At 56.2% G+C, this 20,224-nt stretch carries 24 protein-coding genes and 1 tRNA gene; 8 read left to right on the plus strand and 17 right to left on the minus strand.

The window, feature by feature from the left end:
- Window positions 1-694 (minus strand): ABC transporter permease (locus tag VGK48_28325; protein HEY2385101.1); only part of this gene is annotated, 694 nt, incomplete at its 3' end.
- A 66-nt stretch (window positions 695-760) separates the two neighbouring features.
- Window positions 761-1,714 (minus strand): ABC transporter ATP-binding protein, encoded by a 954-nt coding sequence (locus VGK48_28330; protein ID HEY2385102.1) that lies wholly within the window; start codon window positions 1,712-1,714, stop codon window positions 761-763.
- A gap of 42 nt (window positions 1,715-1,756) precedes the next feature.
- Here VGK48_28330 and VGK48_28335 point away from each other — a divergent pair, with 42 nt between their 5' ends.
- The 4 genes from VGK48_28335 (at window position 1,757) to VGK48_28350 (ending at window position 5,746) form a co-directional block, all read left to right on the plus strand.
- Entirely contained in the window at window positions 1,757-2,524 is a 768-nt protein-coding gene (locus VGK48_28335) for an HAD family hydrolase (protein HEY2385103.1), read from the plus strand.
- Window positions 2,521-3,345 (plus strand): sulfurtransferase, encoded by an 825-nt coding sequence (locus tag VGK48_28340; protein HEY2385104.1) that lies wholly within the window; start codon window positions 2,521-2,523, stop codon window positions 3,343-3,345. Before VGK48_28335 ends, VGK48_28340 begins: the two co-directional genes overlap by 4 nt.
- Before the next feature lie 107 nt (window positions 3,346-3,452).
- On the plus strand, window positions 3,453-5,093 hold the full coding sequence (locus VGK48_28345; protein ID HEY2385105.1) for a 2Fe-2S iron-sulfur cluster-binding protein: 1,641 nt from the start codon (window positions 3,453-3,455) through the stop codon (window positions 5,091-5,093).
- Entirely contained in the window at window positions 5,090-5,746 is a 657-nt protein-coding gene (locus tag VGK48_28350) for an NADH-quinone oxidoreductase subunit I (protein HEY2385106.1), read from the plus strand. The genes VGK48_28345 and VGK48_28350 overlap by 4 nt, the downstream gene beginning before the upstream one ends.
- Here VGK48_28350 and VGK48_28355 read toward each other — a convergent pair whose 3' ends face one another.
- Window positions 5,747-5,965 carry a hypothetical protein gene (locus VGK48_28355; GenBank protein ID HEY2385107.1) on the minus strand — a complete coding sequence of 73 codons (219 nt, stop codon included), beginning with the start codon at window positions 5,963-5,965 and terminating at the stop codon, window positions 5,747-5,749.
- A 234-nt stretch (window positions 5,966-6,199) separates the two neighbouring features.
- Between VGK48_28355 and VGK48_28360 the strand changes: the two genes are divergently transcribed.
- A complete protein-coding gene (locus VGK48_28360) occupies window positions 6,200-6,625 on the plus strand; it encodes a secondary thiamine-phosphate synthase enzyme YjbQ (GenBank protein ID HEY2385108.1) in 426 nt (141 codons plus the stop codon).
- A gap of 38 nt (window positions 6,626-6,663) precedes the next feature.
- On the opposite strand, the gene VGK48_28365 is transcribed toward VGK48_28360, so the two are convergent.
- From VGK48_28365 to VGK48_28375, 3 genes are all read right to left on the minus strand, one after another.
- Window positions 6,664-6,750 (minus strand) — tRNA-Ser (locus VGK48_28365).
- Between the two features lie 12 nt (window positions 6,751-6,762).
- Window positions 6,763-7,212: a hypothetical protein gene (locus tag VGK48_28370; protein ID HEY2385109.1), complete on the minus strand. Its 450-nt coding sequence runs from the start codon at window positions 7,210-7,212 to the stop codon at window positions 6,763-6,765.
- Window positions 7,212-8,393: an acetyl-CoA C-acetyltransferase gene (locus VGK48_28375; protein HEY2385110.1), complete on the minus strand. Its 1,182-nt coding sequence runs from the start codon at window positions 8,391-8,393 to the stop codon at window positions 7,212-7,214. Before VGK48_28375 ends, VGK48_28370 begins: the two co-directional genes overlap by 1 nt.
- Before the next feature lie 55 nt (window positions 8,394-8,448).
- On the opposite strand from VGK48_28375, the gene VGK48_28380 reads away from it, so the two are divergent.
- The 3 genes from VGK48_28380 to amrB all read left to right on the plus strand — a co-directional run bounded on the left by VGK48_28380 (window position 8,449) and on the right by amrB (window position 11,610).
- A complete protein-coding gene (locus VGK48_28380; protein ID HEY2385111.1) occupies window positions 8,449-9,627 on the plus strand; it encodes a hypothetical protein in 1,179 nt (392 codons plus the stop codon).
- An 18-nt stretch (window positions 9,628-9,645) separates the two neighbouring features.
- Complete coding sequence (locus VGK48_28385; protein HEY2385112.1) at window positions 9,646-10,719, plus strand: VWA domain-containing protein; 1,074 nt, start codon at window positions 9,646-9,648, stop codon at window positions 10,717-10,719.
- An 84-nt stretch (window positions 10,720-10,803) separates the two neighbouring features.
- The gene (gene amrB / locus VGK48_28390) at window positions 10,804-11,610 is read left to right on the plus strand and encodes an AmmeMemoRadiSam system protein B (protein HEY2385113.1); all 807 of its coding nucleotides are present in this window, start codon (window positions 10,804-10,806) and stop codon (window positions 11,608-11,610) included.
- Here the strand turns inward: amrB and VGK48_28395 are convergent.
- The 11 genes from VGK48_28395 to VGK48_28445 all read right to left on the minus strand — a co-directional run.
- Window positions 11,600-12,217 (minus strand): hypothetical protein, encoded by a 618-nt coding sequence (locus VGK48_28395; GenBank protein HEY2385114.1) that lies wholly within the window; start codon window positions 12,215-12,217, stop codon window positions 11,600-11,602. The genes amrB and VGK48_28395 overlap by 11 nt on opposite strands.
- Window positions 12,214-12,711 carry a crossover junction endodeoxyribonuclease RuvC gene (gene ruvC / locus VGK48_28400; GenBank protein HEY2385115.1) on the minus strand — a complete coding sequence of 166 codons (498 nt, stop codon included), beginning with the start codon at window positions 12,709-12,711 and terminating at the stop codon, window positions 12,214-12,216. Before ruvC ends, VGK48_28395 begins: the two co-directional genes overlap by 4 nt.
- Window positions 12,712-12,714: 3 nt before the next feature.
- The gene (locus tag VGK48_28405) at window positions 12,715-13,464 is read right to left on the minus strand and encodes a YebC/PmpR family DNA-binding transcriptional regulator (GenBank protein ID HEY2385116.1); all 750 of its coding nucleotides are present in this window, start codon (window positions 13,462-13,464) and stop codon (window positions 12,715-12,717) included.
- A 69-nt stretch (window positions 13,465-13,533) separates the two neighbouring features.
- Entirely contained in the window at window positions 13,534-14,406 is an 873-nt protein-coding gene (locus tag VGK48_28410; GenBank protein ID HEY2385117.1) for a hypothetical protein, read from the minus strand.
- A 71-nt stretch (window positions 14,407-14,477) separates the two neighbouring features.
- On the minus strand, window positions 14,478-14,837 hold the full coding sequence (locus tag VGK48_28415; GenBank protein HEY2385118.1) for a DUF2304 family protein: 360 nt from the start codon (window positions 14,835-14,837) through the stop codon (window positions 14,478-14,480).
- A 17-nt stretch (window positions 14,838-14,854) separates the two neighbouring features.
- Window positions 14,855-15,547, minus strand: a complete 693-nt coding sequence (locus tag VGK48_28420) for a glycosyltransferase family 2 protein (GenBank protein HEY2385119.1) — start codon at window positions 15,545-15,547, stop codon at window positions 14,855-14,857.
- 10 nt (window positions 15,548-15,557) lie between these two features.
- Complete coding sequence (locus VGK48_28425) at window positions 15,558-16,556, minus strand: glycosyltransferase (GenBank protein HEY2385120.1); 999 nt, start codon at window positions 16,554-16,556, stop codon at window positions 15,558-15,560.
- Window positions 16,557-17,660, minus strand: coding sequence for a glycosyltransferase (locus VGK48_28430; GenBank protein ID HEY2385121.1), 1,104 nt, complete (start codon window positions 17,658-17,660; stop codon window positions 16,557-16,559). It lies immediately after the preceding gene.
- Window position 17,661: 1 nt separating this feature from the next.
- Window positions 17,662-18,825, minus strand: a complete 1,164-nt coding sequence (locus VGK48_28435; protein HEY2385122.1) for a glycosyltransferase family 4 protein — start codon at window positions 18,823-18,825, stop codon at window positions 17,662-17,664.
- Entirely contained in the window at window positions 18,822-19,658 is an 837-nt protein-coding gene (locus VGK48_28440) for a glycosyltransferase family A protein (protein HEY2385123.1), read from the minus strand. Before VGK48_28440 ends, VGK48_28435 begins: the two co-directional genes overlap by 4 nt.
- On the minus strand, window positions 19,634-20,224 hold a 591-nt coding region (locus tag VGK48_28445), incomplete at its 5' end, for a Wzt carbohydrate-binding domain-containing protein (GenBank protein ID HEY2385124.1). The genes VGK48_28440 and VGK48_28445, both read right to left, overlap by 25 nt.

Genomic DNA, 20,224 nt, shown 5'->3' on the forward strand with positions numbered 1-20,224 from the left:
AGGTTGCGAGAACACCTTTCATGAAATCATCCAGGTGGCTGAGGATTGATAAGTAGGTCAGGATTCCTTTGGTTGCCGGCGATTCCGCATTTTGCCCCATGACATCCACCAGCCAGAGCACCATGATGGCGCCGAAGCTCATCACTGCGGCGATGATCTGGTTTTCCGTCAAAGTCGAAATGAACAGGCCGATGGCAAGAATGGACAGGCCGTAAAGCAACAATCCCAGGTATGCCGTGAGGATCGGCCCGGACGCAGGGCTGCCGTACATATACAGCGTTGCCATCGGAATACACGTCGTCAGAAGCAGAATGACATAGAAGGCGGCGGCAGCAAAAAACTTGCCAAGGACGACCTGGGCGTCCGTCAGGGGCGCGGTCAGCAGGAGTTCGATGGTTCCCCGTTTCTTCTCTTCCGAGAACAATCCCATCGTCAGCATCGGCATGACGAACAGCAGAATGACGCTCATCGTGCTGAGGAATCCACGGCTGATCATTCCAGGCATATCCATCGGCTGCGGCCCGAGCTGCTGCGCCTGCATTTGCGACATCAGCCCCATCTGCATCACCTGGGCAAGGATGGATGTGAAGAACATGCCTGACAGGAAGATAAAGATCGTCAGCACGACGTAGGCGATCGGGGAGCTGAAGTACGCGCGTAGTTCGCGTTCGACAATGGCTACTATGTTTCGCATAACAACAAAAACGGACGAAACCACAAAAGGCACAAAATGCACATGTGCCTCGTGTGCATTTTGTGGTTACGTCCCCTGTTTTTCGGCCTCCTCGGCGGTTGTCAGTTTTAAGAAGATATCTTCGAGACTCATACTCGCCGACTGCAGCTCGTAGAGTCCCCAGCCGCTCTGGACGATCATGCGGGCCAGATCGCTGCGGATGTCTTTTCGCAGTTCGCTTTCGATCTGCAGCCGCTGGCGCCCGTCGGTCTCTCCGACTTTCCGAACCTCGACGACACCGTCCATCGCCTTCAACTTCGACATGACTTCCGCGGCCGGCCCTTGAACTTCAACCGAAATGCGTTCGCCGCCCTGGAGCTGTGACCGGAGGTTTCTTGGCGTATCGACGGCAACGATTTTTCCGTGATCGATGATGATGACGCGATGGCAGGTCTGTTCGACTTCGGGAAGAATGTGTGTCGACAGTACAACCGTGTGATTCCCCGCAAGATCCTTGATGAGCTCCCGGACTTCAAGGATCTGTTTCGGATCCAGACCGATCGTCGGTTCATCCAGTATCAAAACCGGCGGATCGTTCAACAGCGCCTGGGCCAGACCGACGCGCTGCTTATAACCTTTGGAGAGCTTGGCAATGATCCGCTCGCGGACGTCGGTGATGTTCACGCGGTCCATCACGCGCGCGACTTCGCTGTCCAGTTTCTCGCCGGGAACGCCTTTGATCTTGGCAACAAACCGCAGATAACCCGCGACGTTCATTTCCAGATAGAGCGGCGGATTTTCCGGCAGGTAGCCGATCCGCCGGCGGACGTCCAGCGGGTTTTCGAAGACATCAAAACCATCCACGCGGACGCTGCCGGCCGTCGCGGGCATGAACCCGGTAATGATGCGCATGGTTGTCGTTTTTCCTGCGCCGTTCGGACCCAGGAACCCGAGGATCTCGCCCTTCTCCACCTGGAAGGACATTCCTTCGATCGCGGTTTTCGCGGGATAACGCTTCGTGAGGTTCTCAACGGTAATCAATCGTCACAGCCTCCGAATCGGATATTCTAGCGGAAGAGAACCATGGATTATACCACTCTCATTTTCGATGCATTCGACACGGTGATCCATATCAACGAAGCGAAGCTGCCAACCTACCAGTCCGGCGGCAAATCCATGCCGACGACGGCGCCGGCCGCGCACGCGGCATACTGCGATATTTTCGGTAAAAAAGAGTTTGACGTTTTCTACGGCGCTTTTTCTCAAAGCTTTTTGCGGGTCAACGCCCGGCGGCGCATCGACCTCAGGGAAGTTGTCAGCCAGGAGCGCTTCCGGATCATGCTCGAACTGCTGGAGCATCCTCTGGACGAGATCACGGACGAGGCGATCGAGACGATCACCAGAGCCCACATGGCCCTGCTTCAGGAGTCGTTCGAAGTCCGGCCGGATGTGATCCGGGCCCTGGATTGGGCAAAGACCCGCTATCGGACCGGGATGATCTCCAACTTCGGCTATGCTCCTGCGCTCTACGAATCGCTGGACAAGTTCGGGATTCGCGAGGCGTTTGAAACTGTCGTGGTGTCCGCCGAAGTCGGCTGGTGCAAACCGCACCGGATGATCTTCGACCACACGTTCGCAAAAATGAATGTCCGGCCTGAGGAAGCGCTCTTTCTTGGTGACCAGCTGTACGTCGATGTTTATGGCGCTTTGAGCGCCGGCATGCACGTCGTCTGGATCGAGACCAAGCGCCAGGACCTGCTTCCGCAGGAAATACAGCTGCCGGCATGCGCGCCGACTTATACCGTCCGGCTGTTGTCCGACGTGATCGATCTGCTCGAGAGGCAAAAATGAACTACGCGAATCCGCAGTTGCTCTGGTCTGTAGACGAGTTGAAAAGCCGGCTGTCCGATCCGAAGCTGGTGCTCATGGATATGAGACCTCCCGAGGCCTATGCCAACGGCCATATCCCGGCCGCCCGCAGCTTCGATATTTTCGGAATCAGCCTGATCGACACCCGGCCCGAGCCGTTGAATGCCTTCCTGTGGATCATCGAACACCTGATTCAGGCCAAAGGCGTCAACCACGACAGCACCGTTGTGGCCTACGACGACATCGCCGGAATGCGTTCCGCCAGACTGTTCTGGTTCCTGGAATTCTTCGGACATGACGATGTGCATCTGCTCAACGGCGGTTTCAACGCATGGCAGGCTGCGGGTTTGCCCGTAACTCATGAGGCAACGATTGCGAAAACCGGCGATTTCAAGATGAAACAGCGGCCGGAACGGCTCGCCACTGCCGATCACGTGCTGGGAAAGTTGAATACGGCGGCCTCGGTGATCGTCGATACGCGCAGCGATGATGAATATACCGGGAAGCTGGTGCGAGCGAAACGCGGCGGCGCCATTCCCGGAGCCGTCCACCTCGAGTGGACGAACAATTTGAACCCGCAAGGTTTCTTCAAGTCCGCCGATGAATTAAACAAAATGTACGCGGAACGCGGGATCACACCAGAAAAGGAAGTCATTCCGCACTGCCAGGGCGCCTACCGCTCGGCGCACACCTACCTGGCGCTGCGTTTAATCGGTTTTCCAAACGTGCGGAATTATCTCGGGTCGTGGGGTGAGTGGGGAAACCGTACCGATTTGCCGATTGAGCATCCAACGCTTCCGTAGATCTTATTGCACCAATGCATCATTCGAGATTTCTGCATTGCAAATTTGAAATGCAAAAATTCGAATGATGCATTGGTGCAATAGATCCCATGCTAACCTAGCTCTTTATGCCCAAAGTGACGTTTAACGGCCAGACATACGAGGCCGAAAAAGGCAAAACCATCATTCAAGTGGCCGATGAAATCGGCGTTGAGATTCCCCGCTATTGCTATCATCCGGATATCGGCATCGAAGGCAGCTGCCGGATGTGTCTGGTCGAGGTCAAAGGGGCGCCGAAGCTGCTTCCGTCATGCGCTACGCCGATTGCAGACAATATGGAAGTGCGGACCAACACCGAGCGCGTCCATCAGGCGGTCCGATATGCGATGGAATTCCTTCTGTTGCATCATCCGATCGACTGTCCCGTTTGCGATCAGTCCGGCGAATGCTGGCTTCAGGATTACTACATGGCGCATGCCGGGCACGACAGCCGGTATCCTCTCGGGCAGAAAACGCGCCGGAAGAAAGCGTTCAATCTTGGACCACTAGTCAAGCTCGACCAGGAACGGTGCATTCTCTGCACGCGCTGCGTGCGTTTTACCCGCAACGTCACCAAGACCAATGAAATCCAGGTCTTCAGCCGCGGCCACAATGCCGAGATCGGCATTTTCGAAGACAAGCCTTTAACCAATGCCTATTCGGCGAACGTCGTGGATGTGTGCCCGGTAGGGGCTCTGACGAGTGCGGACTTCCGGTTCAAGGTGCGGGTGTGGTTCCTGAAGGGAACGCCGTCGGTTTGCGCGGGCTGCAGCACCGGCTGCAATTTGCGAATCGACCATTCGGCTCGCGCGGTCGGCGGTGGAATTCCGGGTTATACCGCAACCGACGGCAAGATCTATCGGACGGTCGGCCGGCGTAACGTGGATGTCAACAAGAGCTGGCTGTGCGATGAAGGCCGCCTCAGTTTTCACACGGTGGATCGCTGGCCGCGCCTGCGCCACGGTTCGCTGGCCGGTGAGCTGAAAAGTATCGCCGATCTGCTTCCCGCAATTCACGAACGGTTTGAATCGGTTCGAAAGCAGTATGGCGATGCCGCCCTCGCCGCCCTGGCCTCAGCGAACAATACAAACGAAGCGCTCTTCCTCCTGAAGAAGTACTTCAAAGGCCGACTCGATTTCCGGCTTGCGGAAGAAGTCGCGCAGTACCAGCAGCGGCAGGATGATCTGCTGCGGCGGCTGGATAAACACGCCAATACGCACGGTGCCCTGGATTTTGGTCTTGATAGCGAACTCGGCGGCTTGCGCGGCATCCGTGAGCGCGCGGAGAAGAAGGAAATCCGCGCCATGTGGATTGCGTTTCATCCGCAGCTGGTTGGCGAAGATTCCGGCGCCGTCATTGGCGAATTGAAGAAATTGATTGCAGCTCTCGAATTCAGTGTCGTCAGCACGACTCACGATTTTGCATGGGCGCGCGCCGCTTCGATGCTGCTTCCGATGGCGGCATGGGCCGAAGAGAAGGGTTCTTATACGAATTATGCCGGCCGTGTGCAGATCTCGAATCGCGCTGTGATGCCTCCCGGAGACGCTCAGCCTTTGCATGTCATGATTGCCGAACTGCTGAACCAGTCGGGCGCGGGTGTCTCCGATGATCCGGCCGCGATTTTCGATTTGATCAGCCGGGAAGTGCCGCGATATTCGGGGATGGACTATGACTCGATCGGCCCTCTCGGAGCGATGCCCGCCGAGACTCCGCAGGAGGTTGCCAATTGACTCCCGTTAAAGGCGGTTACGCCGTCGATGTTCCAACCATCAATGTCAGTGAACGGGCCCGCAGTGAAAACGCCACCTTCTGGTCAACGTTCCGCGCTTTCGGCGTAACCATTCGCCATATGATGAAGAGCCTGTTCAAGGGCGACAACCCGACGATTTATTACCCAGAACAATCGCGGCCCTATTCGGAGCGGTTCCGCGGAACGCACATCCTGACTGTCCGCGGTGACGGCAGCCTGAAGTGCGTTGCGTGTTACATGTGCGCGACGATTTGCCCGGCGGAGTGCATCTATATCGAAGCAGGTGAGCATCCGAATCCGGAAATCGAGAAGTTTCCGGAGCGCTTCGACATCGACATGATGCGATGCATCTACTGCGGCTTCTGCGTCGATGCGTGTCCGGAAGAGGCGATCATCATGAGCCGGGAGCATCACCAATCCGTTTACAACCGGTCCGAAACGATTTACACCATCGAAAAACTGATGGCGCGCCCGGGAATCGATGCAAAAGGTCCAGGTTACAGACCGAACCGTCCGCTTGCGGAAGCAAAGATTTTCAATAAAGAAGAACAGAAGGAATGTGCATTTCCCTCGGTCATCGAAGAGCGGCATCCCGCCGTTCTTTATGAGTCGATGATCCGTCGAAGGGGATAATCACTGTTGCGGCTCTTCTTCCTCGATGAGCCAGTCCGGGGGAGGTTGGGGACCAGGACGCATTCCGGCAAGATCCGGATCTTCATCCCCGTTGGCAGTCGGCGTATTCGCTTTCCGTTCTCGATTATCGGCCCGCCGCTGCTGCTTTTCTTTCTGACGCTCTTGCTGTGCTTTCTCTCTCGCCCGTTTCTGCGCCGTCGGCCGTGATGTTTTCGCCATCGCAGGTCCTCTTTCTTAATAAATATCCATTAGGACAAAGCCACTCACTTCGATTTTACGTAACTTGAGTTGGAAACGGAAATCCTAGCCGTATTTCGAGGCGGCGGAGCGTATTTTCGTCCGGCGGCCCTGCCCTGGGCCGTCTTGTATCCGGCTGAGGTGAGGCAGTATGTCGAAACGCGTATGTTTTGAAAAGACCTTTCCGGAAGCTGCCTATGCTCGCGATAATTCGTCATGCCCTGGATTCAACGCATCGTCCGTCTAAAGCCCCGCAGCCGGGGCTTTCACGTGGTTACCAGTGAAGTCGTGGCGCAACTTCCGGAGCTTCGCACGATTGAAACCGGGCTGCTTCACCTTTTCATCCAGCACACGTCGGCTTCCATTTTCATCAATGAGAACGTGAGCCCTGAAGTGCGGCGCGATCTGGAGCGGCATCTTGGCGAACTTGTTCCCGACGGACCTCATCACTACGAGCACACGCTCGAAGGCGATGACGATATGCCGGCGCACATCAAAGCGTCATTGCTGGGAAGCAGTCTGACCATCCCCATCGGACATGGGACACTGCTTCTCGGCGCCTGGCAGGGCATCTACCTCGGCGAACATCGCAATAACGGCGGCACCCGCACGATTGTCGCGACCCTCTCCGGCGAGAATTAGGAATGGGACAATTGCCAATGTTCAATTGTCATTTAAAGCGGAGGAAGAGGGATTCGAACCCCCGGTACAGTTCCCCGTACAACGGTTTTCAAGACCGCCGGTTTCAACCACTCACCCATTCCTCCAAGCTGACGATACTACGAAGTTGGGAATTCCAAATACTGGATCGTCAGATCCTTCTTCCGGTTCGCCTGTCTTGTAGTCAGACCGACCGGACCGGAAAGCGGGTCCGGTTGTTTGATCGTGACCATGCCGGCATCGGTGCTGCCGCGAAGGGATACATAATCCCGCCGCTCAGCTTCGACCTGAAGGACCTGACCGTTTTTCAATGTGACCGTTAAAGAGAAGGGTCTGCCTTTCTTATACGGGCGGAATTCGATCCGGGAGACATTCTTCAACGGGACCTCGCCGTGAATGCTCCCCTCGCGATAGGTCAGGACAGCTTCGCCGCTGTGTCCTTCGATAAAGCCCGTAAAGACGGGGTCCTGAATCGTGACTTCCTGACCGTCTTCCAGACCGACGACGACTTTCTGGCCTGGCGCCAGTGTCTGTGTCTGAAGCAGCAAAACCAGAAGCAAATTCAACATCACAATAATTCGACTCCAAGCGCAACGCCCATACCACCGCTGACGCACAGCGTGGCCAGGCCATGGCGCACTGTTCGTTTCCGCATTTCATGGACGAGCGTCGTTACGATTCGAGTTCCCGTACAGCCGATCGGGTGCCCTAACGCGATCGCGCCGCCATTCACATTCAACCGCTCCCGATCGATCGGTAATTCCCGCAGACAGGCGATGACCTGAGCGCCGAACGCCTCGTTGATTTCAACGAGCTCGAACTGTTCAAGCTTCATCCCCGATTTCGAAAGAAATTTCCGGACCGCCGGAACCGGGCCGATGCCCATGATTTTCGGATCGACGCCCGCAATAGCATAATCAATGATGCGCGCCAGAGGACGCAACTTTCGCCGGGCTGCTTCCTGTTCCGAGACCAGAACCACGGCCGCAGCGCCGTCGGTAATGCCCGAGGAATTGGCAGCTGTAATTGTGCCCGTTTTGGTGAACACCGGAGAAAGCTTTTGCATAGCGGCGAGTGAGGCATCCATCCGGATGTGCTCATCCTTGCCGAGTTCCAGGACTTCTCCTTTTTTACCGGGCACACGAACGGGTACCAGTTCCTCGGCGAATCTTTTGGTTTTCGTAGCTATGGCCGCGCGTTGATGGCTGGTCAGAGCAAATTCATCCTGTTCTTCGCGCGATATTTTGTACATGGCGGCGAGATTTTCGGCGGTTTCTCCCATGACGAGTTCGGACAACGGGCAATAGAATCCGTCCCTGTACATCCCGTCGATGAAGTGATGGTTGCCCATCCGCAGGCCCCATCGTGCCTGCTCCACCATGTAAGGCACGTTGCTCATGGACTCGGTCCCGCCGGCGGCGATGACCTCGCTGTTACCCAGCATAATCTCCTGGCATCCGAGAATGATGGCTTTCAATCCCGAACCGCATGCTTTATTGACCGTATACGCCGGGATTTCCTGAGGTATGCCTGAGCGGTAACTGATTTGTCGCGCAGGGTTCGGCCCGTTCCCGGCGCCGCGCGCATGTCCGATGATGACTTCGTTTACTTCGCCGGGTTCGATCCCGGCGCGGGAAATGGCCTCTTTTACCGCAATGACGCCCAGATCAGCCGCGCTGAGGGAAGCAAGTGTGCCGCCGAATTTTCCGATCGCCGTTCGGACAGCAGAAGCGATAAATACCGGTTTCATTGCAACCGCAAGGCGGGAACCCCAAGGTTGTCCACGGATTTACTATAATCCAGGGATGGAGACGGAAGGCCTGAAAATCCTCCTCGCTCTGGAACCCAAGTGGATCGCTTCTTTGAACGGGCTTGAGTTTCTCCCGCTCGATTCTTCGGAAATTTGCGTCCAGGGATCCACAATACGGCTCGGCTCAGCGACAAGAAAGATTACCCGTCTGGAGTGGCTCCGGCCCAATGTCGTTCGCATTCAGGCTCGGCCGAGATTCCGTTCGCAAACCGAGACCATCACTCTGTATCCGGGTGACCGCCTGCCTTCGGGAATGGACTTACGGCGGCGGCGCCGCGCGTTTCAAATCGAAATCGGCAAAGCGCTATGCGCTTATTTCGGTACGCCACGTATTCACCGGCAAACGCTTTATTCCGACCGGCGTCATGGAGTCGGCGGCGCGTACCCGAGATTTCTGATTGGCCCGAACGCCGTGATCGCCGTCGATCCGGATGAAGCTGCAACTGTTATCGATGGACTGATGCGGGCGGCATTGTTGTGGAAGCCCCTGGTCAACCGGCCCGTGGTTGCCGTAGTTCCGCGGGACCGCAAGCAGTGCATTGCGACACGTCTGAGAGTCCTGCCGGAAATGCGGCATGACATCCAGTGGCTGCAGTGGGATGGCGCCTGTGTTGAACCTCTTGAAGACGCCGGAGAACCGCCCGAGACCTTCGTTCAGCCATTCGCCCGCTACCAGGATCGCCGGTCCTCCAGACATGATTCGTCGGCTTTTGCTCACGAAGAGCGGATGCTGGAGTCGAAGATTGTTGGTGAAATCCGCCATGTTTTGCCTTCCATGGATGTCCGGCACATCTATCCCCAGGTTCCCAGTTTCGCCGGAGAAGAACGGAGCATCATCGATCTCCTGGGAATCACACGAAGCGGACAGCTGGTGGTGATCGAAATCAAAGCATCGCCCGATCCGGATCTGCCGTTTCAGGCTCTGGATTACTGGATTGCCGTAGAACGTCACCGGAAGGCGGGTGACTTCGAGCGAAATGCGTACTTTGCCGGTTGCGAGCTTCGAGACCAGTCGGCGCTGCTTCTTTTGGTCGCTCCATTGCTTGGATTTCACAGGACTTCAAGGCAATTGATCGGCTCGCTGCCACGGCAGGTTCCGGTGATGGAAATCGGACTAAACCAAACATGGCACAAGGAGATCAAAGTCTTGCGCCGCAAAGGGATGGTCAGTTAGGCTGAGGGTGGAGAACCTATGAAAATAAGGCGTCTGCTTTTGATGGTGATCGCCGCGTTCCTGATCGCCGGGATGCTGATCGCGCAAGGGCCAAAGAAGGACATCGGCACTAATGTGCCATTGTCCCCGGTAACTCCATCTCCCTCGACGCCAGACCGGTCCGGTCCGCCGACCAAAGGCGAAAAGCCCGAAAATCTGCCGCCGCAGACCGGACTATCCATCGATGTGGACGTCGTCTCCTTCGATGTTGTTGTCACAGACCAGAACGGGAACCCCGTCAGCGGCCTGAAAAAGGGTGATTTCAAGGTTTTCGATAACGACATCGAACAGACGGTGAGCAATTTCAGCTCTACGGATGCCCCGCTGACCGTGGTCGTTCTCGCGGAGTTCAGCAATACCTTCGGATACTATTACGACAATGTCGTGGAGCCGGCGTATGGCTTCATCCAGAGCCTCCGCCAGGACGATTGGGCCGCGCTGATCGCATTCGACATCCGGCCCGAGATCCTGACCGATTTCACCAAGAATAAATCCGAACTTGTCGATGGATTACGCCGGATGCGGATTCCCGCATACAGCGAGACCTGTCTCTACGATGCGGTCTACGACACGCTGCAGCGGCTCGAAAATGTCGACGGGAAAAAAGCCATCTTCCTGCTCGCCACCGGCCTGGATACGAATATCAGCAAGCACACCTACGGCGAAGCGTTGAAGAAAGCGGAAACCTCCGACACGATGATCTACGCCGTCAGTATGGGACAGCTCGCGCGCCTGTACTATGAATCGAGATTGTCGCCTATCGCGGAAATCACCTTCCTGCAGGCCGATAATGTGATGAGGTCGATTGCCGAAGCCACCGGCGGCACAGCCTGGTTCCCGCGCTTCCAGGGCGAATATCCGGGCATTTATCAACTCGTCAGCGCGAATCTTCGGAATGAATATAGCCTCGGCTTCGTTCCCAAAGAACGTAAGAACGACGGTAAATTTCATAAGTTGAGAGTTGAAGTCCCGCCGATGGATGTCAATCACAACGGAAAGCCCATAAAGTTCAAAGTCCGGAATAAAAAAGGCTATTACGCGCCGAAGACGTAGTTTAGCCGCAGATGACGCGGATGACGCGGATGGGGGCGCTCCGAATTTGATGCGCCCCCATCCGCGTCATCTGCGGCTAAATCAATGATTCGCAAGCCTGCAGTGGCTGGCCGGTTTTATCCCGGCGAAGCCGGCGAGCTTCGCCGGATGGTCCAGGGATTCATCGCGCCGTCCGGAAATCGCCGGAAAGCGATCGGACTTGTCGTGCCCCATGCCGGATATGTTTATTCCGGCCCTGTGGCGGGCGCTGTTTATTCATCCATTCACCTGCCGGCCCGCAATATCGTGCTTTGCCCCAACCACACCGGCTTCGGCCCACCGCTTTCGATCATGAAGTCCGGTTCCTGGCAGACGCCGTTGGGCGAGATGCCGATCGATGAGGAACTGTCGGAGGCGCTGATGGCCGCCGATCCTCAGCTTCAGGACGATATGGAAGCCCACCGGTTTGAGCACGCAACGGAGGTTCAACTGCCATTCATGCAGCAGTGCGGACCGGCAGGACTTCGATTTGTTCCACTCACCATCGGCACAGGCAGCTTCGATCGTCTTCAGAAGCTCGGGCAAGCCATCGCAAAAGTTGTTGAACAGGTTGCGCCGGAGGCATTGATCATTGCTTCGAGTGACATGAATCACTACGAGTCCGATGCCATTACGCGGGTGAAGGACCGCAAGGCGATCGATCAGATCCTGGCCATGAATCCCGAAGGTTTATTCGAGACGGTGAAGCGCGAGAAGATCTCGATGTGCGGCTATGGCCCAACCGTGGCGATGCTCACCGCGTCAAAGCTGCTGGGCGCCGCGACGGCAGAGCTCGTGAAGTATGCGACGTCCGGGGAAGCGTCCCTCGACTTCGATTACGTCGTCGGTTACGCCGGGCTCCTTATTTCTTAGTCTGAATCTCTCTCTTGATCTTGCCCGCCTCGGCGCGCGCGTAATTCATGATCTGCTGGTTGGCTTCGATTTTTTCCAGCATCGGTATAAGAGCTTCGGGGTCGGCGATCCGGCTCGCCTTCAGCTCGTTTTGTACCTGCTCCAGCCGCTTCGGAATGCTCAATCGCTCGAATTGAATGGCGTTGGTGATGTCGAATTCGAGAGTCTCCTGATTCAGCAGCGCCTCGAAGAAGTTCGAAAGATCGGTGACATCTTTACGTAGAGAGTAGTTGAACGTGCCTTCGCGTTTGCCGCTTGGCATTTCGATCGTCAGGTGTTTGGCCCCAAGATCGGCGATTTTCCTTCCGGACTCGAAAGTCTCCGGATGATCCAGATAGTTGGTCGCCGCAAGCAAACTCAGGAATTTCTGCCGCGCAGCCGTCGACAGCCGGACTGGTTCGTTCACCATATCCGAATCGCGGCGTTTGAATTTCACCTCTCCCTGGCCGTTGCCATCGAGTGTTACGCACTGCGTCTCGTAGGTACCGCGGGTATTATCGTGACAATAAGTGAAATTGGAAAAGTCGGCGAGAGTCAGCAACGAAAATAAAAGGGCCGCAGAAATCATGGATGTGCCGCCAGAGATTTGTTGAATCGATAGGTGTGAATATGACAGATCGCCACTGCCAGAGCGTCGGATGCATCCAGGGGCTCGGGTGGCGCGTTCAGTTTCAAGAGTGCGCGTACCATCTGCTGGACCTGCGGTTTCTCGGCCCGGCCGTAGCCGGTGACGGCGCTTTTGACCTCCAGCGGGGAATATTCAAATACAGGCAGATTCGCTTCGGCTGCGGCGAACATCGAGACCCCACGCGCATGTCCGAGCTTCAGCGCGCTCTGGACATTGGTGGCATAAAACAGGCTTTCGAAAGCCGCGGCTTCCGGCTGGAGCTCTTGAATGATTTCCGCGAGGCCGTCGTAAATGCACTTCAGCCGGCTTGCAAGCGGATCGGCAGGCTTCGGCCGGATGGCTCCGCAACGGATATAAACACAATCGGCGCCATCGGTATCGATGACGCCGTAACCTGTGATGCGGGATCCGCAATCGACGCCGAGAACCCGCATGAATTATGAAACCGCTTCGGCCAGTTCGGATTCCTCGATATCGAAATTCCCGTACACATGCTGCACGTCGTCGTGCTCGTCCAGCGCCTCCATCAGCTTGATGACCTGCTGCGCCGTCTTGCCCTCAACCTTGACGTAATTCTGAGGAATCATCGAAACTTCGGCGGTTTCCGGTTCGATGCCCTTGGCCTTCACAGCGGTCAGCACCTTATCGAACGCTTCGGGAGAGGTGTAGATTTCGTAGTTCGACTCGTCGCTGGTGAAATCGTCCGCGCCGGCGTCGATCGCCAGGGTCATGAGCGTTTCTTCATCGCCTTTGGATTTTTCGATGGCGATATAGCCCTTTTTGCTGAACATCCATGCGACGGAACCGGATTCACCCATGTTCCCGCCGTTTTTCGAGAACACGTGACGGATCTCGCTCACCGTACGATTACGATTGTCGGTGACCACGTCGACGATCATGGCGACGCCGGCGGGCCCGTAGCCTTCATACATAAGTTCATCGAGCTGTCCGCCCTCGAGCTCGCCGGTTCCTTTCTGGACCGCGCGTTTGATGTTGTCGGCCGGCATGTTCAATTCTTTGGCGTCCGAGATCGCTTTTCGGAGCCGCGGGTTGCCCTCCGGATCCCCGCCGCCGATTCTGGCCGCGATAGTGATTTCTTTGATGACTTTCGTGAACATGCGCCCGCGTTTTGCATCGATGGCGCCTTTTTTGTGTTTGATACTGTGCCACTTGGAATGGCCGGACATAGATACTCCTTTGGCCGCGAAATACGCAAATTGCGCCAATCAATTTAGCGCAATTTGCGTCATCAACGGCTACTTTTTCTTCGTCGTGGTCGAATCTTTCAGATTCGGATCCAGCGCGGGCGCCTTGTTGTCGCCGGGGGCAGCGGTTCCTTTTCCGGCCTCGCCGTCCACCGCGTCGCCAAAAGTCAGCTTGACGTCGGATTGGAACTGTCTGTAGTTGTCGTATTTCACAACCTGCCGGATCCGCTGGGCGCCGGTCGAGAACTGCAATGTGTCGACTGCCCTGGTGTAGGTCGGAAACCAGTATTTCCCGTCAATTTGCTGGCGGTATGTTTCGAAGCGGGGAAAGAGGTTTTCACCGTCGCCCTTTTTGATATCCGGAACGGCCTTTCCGTAGGTTTTCACGATCTGGAGGTCCCGGTCGTCCACCCAGATCTGTCCCTGGAAATACCGCTGATTTTTTTCGATCACTTTGGGCGCCACATCGAAGACGTAACAATCAATATCATCTACCTTTTCCTTGCCCAGGTACTTCACGCTGTATTTCCCGATGTCGTCGCTGGTGAGGACGAACGGTTGGATCTCGCGCAGATCCTGAAGATCCTCAGGCGTCAGCGAAATGTTCTTGAGCGTGTTCGGGGGCGCGGAAACGACGCGTTCCACCCGCCGTCCCCTTGGATCGTAGGTAATGTCCCACACTTCATGCCATTCGCCGGTCACGCGGTCATCCGCCGACAACGTCTGCACCCGGTTGTCCTGGCGGTACACGTAGTTGGCGCGGGCCAGCTTGAACAGCTTTTCTCTTTCCGCAAACTTTCGAATGATTTGGTCGACGGGAATGGGCGGCTGCTCGTTCCGCAGGTGTACCGGACCTTGAGCGAAGACTACTGAAGAAACCATGAGAAGGATGGAAGCCAGATAAGTAGACTTTTTTAGGGGCATAGCTCCTCCATTATACAGTAGGCGTTAGACCGCGGGGGCTCACAAAAGTCATCAGGATCGATCGTCAGAGGCTAGCCTTTTGTGCCTTTTGCGGCTATTTTCCCCTCTCGAAGAGCGAGTTCCTGCACCGTTTTGGTCAACTTCTGTTCGACGCGCCCGATCTTCACATACATGCGGTAGGCCAGAAAATACAGGAACACCAGGCCCATCCCGAACACGGTACCGAGGCCGGCCCGCCCGCCTCCGAACGAGCCGAGGATGTAATCGATGATCGAGGGAAACAGCGCTACGACGACGATCGCCAGCCACGTGAACATCCAGAACAGAAAAATCTGCAGCGACTCGAGGCGCGCCCGGAAGTCGACATAGCTTTTCGATATCGCGATCACGGCGAGGACAACCGCAAAGATTTTGGCAACCAGCACAAACATGATTTAACGGCTGCGCCTTATCGTCTCACAAGACGCATGAAGAGGCCCAGAATCAGATTCACGCCGTTCAGAAAAGGTTGTCCCTTCGCGCGCGAGTATGGCGTATAAACCGCGCAGACCGGAATCGATTTGTACCGGAAGTTTTTGCGGTAGATCTCTCCGACCATTTCGGAACAGATTTCGTACCCGGCGCAATTCAGTTCCATACGGTCAATGGCGCCCCGAGTGAAAGCCTTGAAGCCCGACTGCGAATCCGAAACGATCTTTCCATAGACCAGAAAGGTCAGACCATTTAAGACGAGGTTCGCTGCAAACCGTAACGGAGGCATGCCGTCATGCATCAAAAGCCGGCTCCCGATGACGACATCAAACGGACCGTCGAGCAGGCATTCCACCAGAGTCGTGATCTCGCGCGGGTCGTGTTGACCGTCCGCATCCATGGTCACAATGATGTCCGCGCCGATTTCCTGGGCCGCACGGAAGCCCGTGGTCGTTGCCGCCCCGACTCCCAGATTCGTCAAATGCCGGATCACGATTGCGCCGGCTCCCCGCGCTGCTGCGGAAGTATCGTCGTCCGAGCCGTCATCGATCACGATAGGGATGACCTGGTGCGACCGGATCTCCGCAGGGATATTCGCAAGAACTGACGCAATAATCGGCGCTTCGTTGTGCGCCGGAATCACGACAGCTGCGGTTTTGCGTCGGGACATTGGGTCGATTCTAACATTGCCGCCTTTGCGTCGTGAAGCCGTGCTGAAGGTTTCGCGCATAAAAGAGGCAGTAGCGAAGCGTTTTGATCCCGGTCCGGATGGAGAATGAATCGGGGACCAGCGGTAATAGCGAACGCCACGCTTTTTCACTCTCTTTGGACAGGTAAAATCTTCTGAACACGTCCAGTGTGATTTCGGACGCATCGCCGCGATTCAATAAATGTTTCCGCCGAAAGGCGTCGTACAACTTCAGTACGAGTCCGCTGCTCTCGCGTTGCATATCATCGGATTCGCTGCCCAGGACTTCGGCGCGGAGCCTGTGCCGCAGCCTTGCGGCATGATCCGACTGGGCCGCCAGGTTGCGGCTCGAAGCGCTTTCACCGCGCACGCGATACCGGAGAAGCACCTCGGGCAGATTCGCGACGGCGGTCAGCGCGCTGGCGCGAATCCACAGGTCATAGTCTTCAACATGCGGTGCTTCCGGCCTGTATCCGAGATTTTGAATGATTTCGCGGCGGGCCATCACACTGGGGTGCGCGATGCAGTTACCGAACATCAGAAACCATCGGATGGTTGCGGGAGTTGTCGGCAGAGGCCAGATCGGTCCCGGTTCATCGGCGGCGCCGATGTCTTGAATCCACGTTCCGAGCACACCGACTTCGGGATGATGTTCGAGATAATGAACCTGTTTCTCCAGCCGCGGAGGCAGACTGATGTCGTCCGCGTCCATTCGCGCAATATAACTACCCTGTGCCAGACTGCAGGCGCGGTTCAACGTGGCTATCAATCCGCAATTCGGCTGCCGGTGAAGAATGACGCGCGAATCACTCGCCGCGTACGATTCGAGTATTGCAGGTGTCCGGTCCGTCGACCCGTCGTCGACGATGATGAATTCAAAGTCCTTCAGAGTCTGGTTGAGAATGCTGTCGATGGCCTTCGTAACGTACTTTTCCGCGTTATAGACGGGCATGACAACGGAGACTTTCGGGGCAGTGCCGGCAGCAGGCATTTATGACAGACCGGCGCGCTTGAAGATCTCTTCGAACCGGCGAGCGTATGTATGGTCGCGAAGAGTGCGCTCATAGCCACGCTGCGCGATTGCCGCGCGCTCATCTTCGTGGGCAAGGTAATATTTGATTTTTTCCGTCAGGCCGCCGATTCCATCAAAGCACACCACCTCTCGATCCAGCTCGTAGTACGTTTCAAGATCATCGGCCTTTGAAGTCAAAAGGAAACCCCCGCATCCGGGCACTTCGAAATTTCTTCCTTTGATCTGCTCGGCATAACCCGCAGGCAGTTGGTCACCCGCCGAAACATTGCGGCTCTGAGCCGCGTTCACAATTCCGCGGCCGGCATTTTTTATAGCGCCTCCGAACGGCACCTGATCCAGCGAGTTCGCTGCCCAGTCCAGACCTGAGGCGATTCGACCGAATCCACCCGCGGTGCTCTTCACGGAAGCATTCGAGAAGTTTATGTTGATGCGGCTCTGATTGAAGATGTGGATCATATCTTCCTGCGAAACCCGGCCTCCTTCCCATCCGTACCCGAAGCAATGGACGTCAATGCCGCTCTTCCTCAGTGCATCCACCATTTCCCGCCGGTTCCCGTGCGGTTGTCCCACGAACGTTACGTCGTACTGTAAAGGCAAATCGAGCTTGCGATAGAGGAGATGATTGCATCCCCACTGACTCTTCACCACATTGCGCAGCTCAACCTCGGCATATTTGGGTACCGCGCTCCTCGCCGTTGTGACGACCCAATTGAACTGCGGGGCCCAGAAACGTGAGTAATTGTCAAACCGCCAGTGATCGTCGCAAAACCAGTTGAGCGTCGTTGTGTCCGGCAAATCGGAGATGTGCCGCACCGTCTTCTGCGCCAGTCCATCTTTGAAAAGGACACAGAACATCAACTCGGGTTTCCGGGTTTTGACGGCTTCGACCAGCTGTCTGTTCATGTTCCCTCTGCCCTTCGACTTCATGATGTCCATGAAGTCGAAGTAAATAACATCGTGGCCGGACTTCTGGAAGAAATCGAAAAAGTTGTAATGCTCGAAGCTGTAGCCGCGCGCAGCGTCCCCATAGTCATATTTCAGCGCGACATAGAGGATCCTCATATCAGGATTGCACCAGCTGCAGATAAAGACGTTCGTATTCGAGCGCGATCTTTTCCCAGGTAAAACGGTTGCTCCACGCGTCGTAGCCGGTTTTGGCCAGTTTGTCCAACCGGCGGCGATCGGCAAACAGGTCTTCAATACCACGGGCGGCGGCCGCAGCATTGGTTTGCACGGAACCATCGCTATTGCGCCGCGTTGGAAGAATCACTCCCGAATCCGTCCATTCGGCAATTTCCTGCGCATTGCCGCAGGCGGTCGAGAGAAATGGTGTCTTTGAAGCCGCGGCCTCGAACAATACGATCGGCGAGCACTCGACATTGGAGCCGAATACGAACAGATCGGCTGCAGCATAGGCGGCTAGGACATCCGTTCGCGGCGGGTCCAGCAAAAGCACGCGCTTCTGTCCGAATGTGGAAAGTCGAACCAGTTGTGCCTGGAACCTGCAGCGCGGAAGACAACCGGCACTGCCGAACGTATTGCCGACGATCACCAGAGTCGCCGGACCGATCCGCGCACGCCTGAAGGCTTCCATCACCACAGCGTGGCCCTTGGCCCCGGTGTGGCTGCCGACCGTCAGTAATAAAGGTTGGCCGTCCGGGATCTTGTATTTCTTTCGGAACCCTGGATCGGGACTGCTGAATTCGATCGACGAAGCGCCGTTCGGAATCAGTGTCCTACTCTGAATTCCGTGCTGCCGGGCGAAATCCACATCGCGGCCGGAATTCGAATGGAAGATCAGGCGGTCGTAATTGCGCAATATCGCGGGAAGTTCTTCGAAGTAGGAACGGTACTCGGGATTGAAGAGTCCTGAAAAGCCGCACGGAGCCATCACCTTCCGGCAGGGGATTTCCGGGAGGACTCCATATGCCAGGTCCGTTGCCCATTGTTGCGCGGCGTAATTCATCATCACATCAAACTTCGACCCGGTAAGGAAACGGAGATACGGGTCCGTTGCGCCTTGATAACCCCGGGTCTGATTTCCCGATATCGCGAAACCCGCGACCTCGACCCCATTGATATTCGTGCTCGTTCGTTCCGGCAAATGCTTCGTTGCAACTGTTACTTCGTGGCCGCGCCGGACCAGTTGCTCCGAAATCCGCCGCACCACCTCCTGAGCGCCGCCCACGCTGGGCGAATAGAATTCCACGGTGTGCAGGATCTTCATCGGGAGCCTGAGAGTTTGACGGCCATGTACTTCAGCGCCCGAAGCGGCTGCTTTTCGAGAAAGCGCAACCACGCCGCCACAAGCTCTGAATATTCATGGGCATTCAGATGGACGTCGCACTCGGCGCACTTGGCCATCGCGATGCTTTGCGCGACCGTCTGATCGCGCGTAACCCGGCTGAGACTCGACGGGCTATCCCGGTAAAACGCGAGCGGTTCCTCAACATAGCGAATGTCTGCCACGCCTGCCACCCGCAACCACAGATCGTAATCTTCCAGAGCGCAAAGCTGCGGCTCTTCGGAGAAGCCGCCCGAGGAATGGAATAGATCCTTCCGCATCAGAACAGTCGACGTGATGATGAAATTGTCCTTCGCCAGCTGCTTCAAAACTTTGCCTGTTTTTCCCTGGCCGGGCTTCAGGTAGAGCTCGCCGGTATCTCGATGGTCGTCCCTCATCACGAACGCGTTTGAACATACCAGTCCGATGCCGGAATTCGCCTCCAGGATTTGGGATTGCACCTGAAGTTTGCCGGGAACCCATTCGTCGTCCGCGTCCAGAAAGGCGATGTACTCGCCCTGCGCCTGCTTTACGCCAAAGTTCCGCGGTACTGCCGGAAGTCCCGAGTGAGCAATTCTGAAATACCGGCAGTTCGACAATCGTTCGGCGGCGGCCGGCGTTTCGTCCCCGGATCCGTCGTCGACAATGATTGTTTCGATATCACGGAACGTTTGTGCGTTGACACTCTGCACCGCCCGGTCTAGAAAAGCAGCCGCGTTGTACGCCGGTATGACAACGCTGATCAAATGATTCACCAGCGATTCACCAGCCGCCAACTGGCATATCCATTGATCAAACCCTCGTTGTGCTGAATGTAATGTTCAGCGCCTGTACCGACGTCCAGAATTTCAAACTGGACGGCATCCGGAATGTAAAAGATGGACGTCTTAGCAAGGGCCTCGTGCGCTCCGAAAACAAAACGATAGACGCCGGCGCGCAGCGGATTTTGAAGGCGGACGTGCATCTCGTAGACTCCGGGGTCGAGTGACCACAGCCGGCCCTCATCGTCGTTGTGATGAACGGTAAGGATCGGAATCCCGGCGGTGGTGGTAATACCGACTCCGAACGACGCATGTTTGATCGGTTGTTTGACTTCAAATTCCAGCGCCAGCTCGATCGGCTGATTCCAGAAGATCGTGAAGGTGCCGGGCTCGTCTGTTCCGGTCAGACGCACGCGGTGAACCCGAACCTTTGAAGTGCCCGTGACGTGTTTGTCCTCCGGAATTTCGCAATTGGCCATATCGGCGACTGTGGCGCCGATATACGAAGCGATGACATCCTGCGGAATGCCGTCGCTCACGTTCGACCCCGAATCAATCCAGATGGCTCGCCGGCAGAGGCT

The sequence above is a fragment of the Terriglobia bacterium genome (assembly GCA_036496425.1).
GTDB lineage: Bacteria > Acidobacteriota > Terriglobia > 20CM-2-55-15 > 20CM-2-55-15 > 20CM-2-55-15.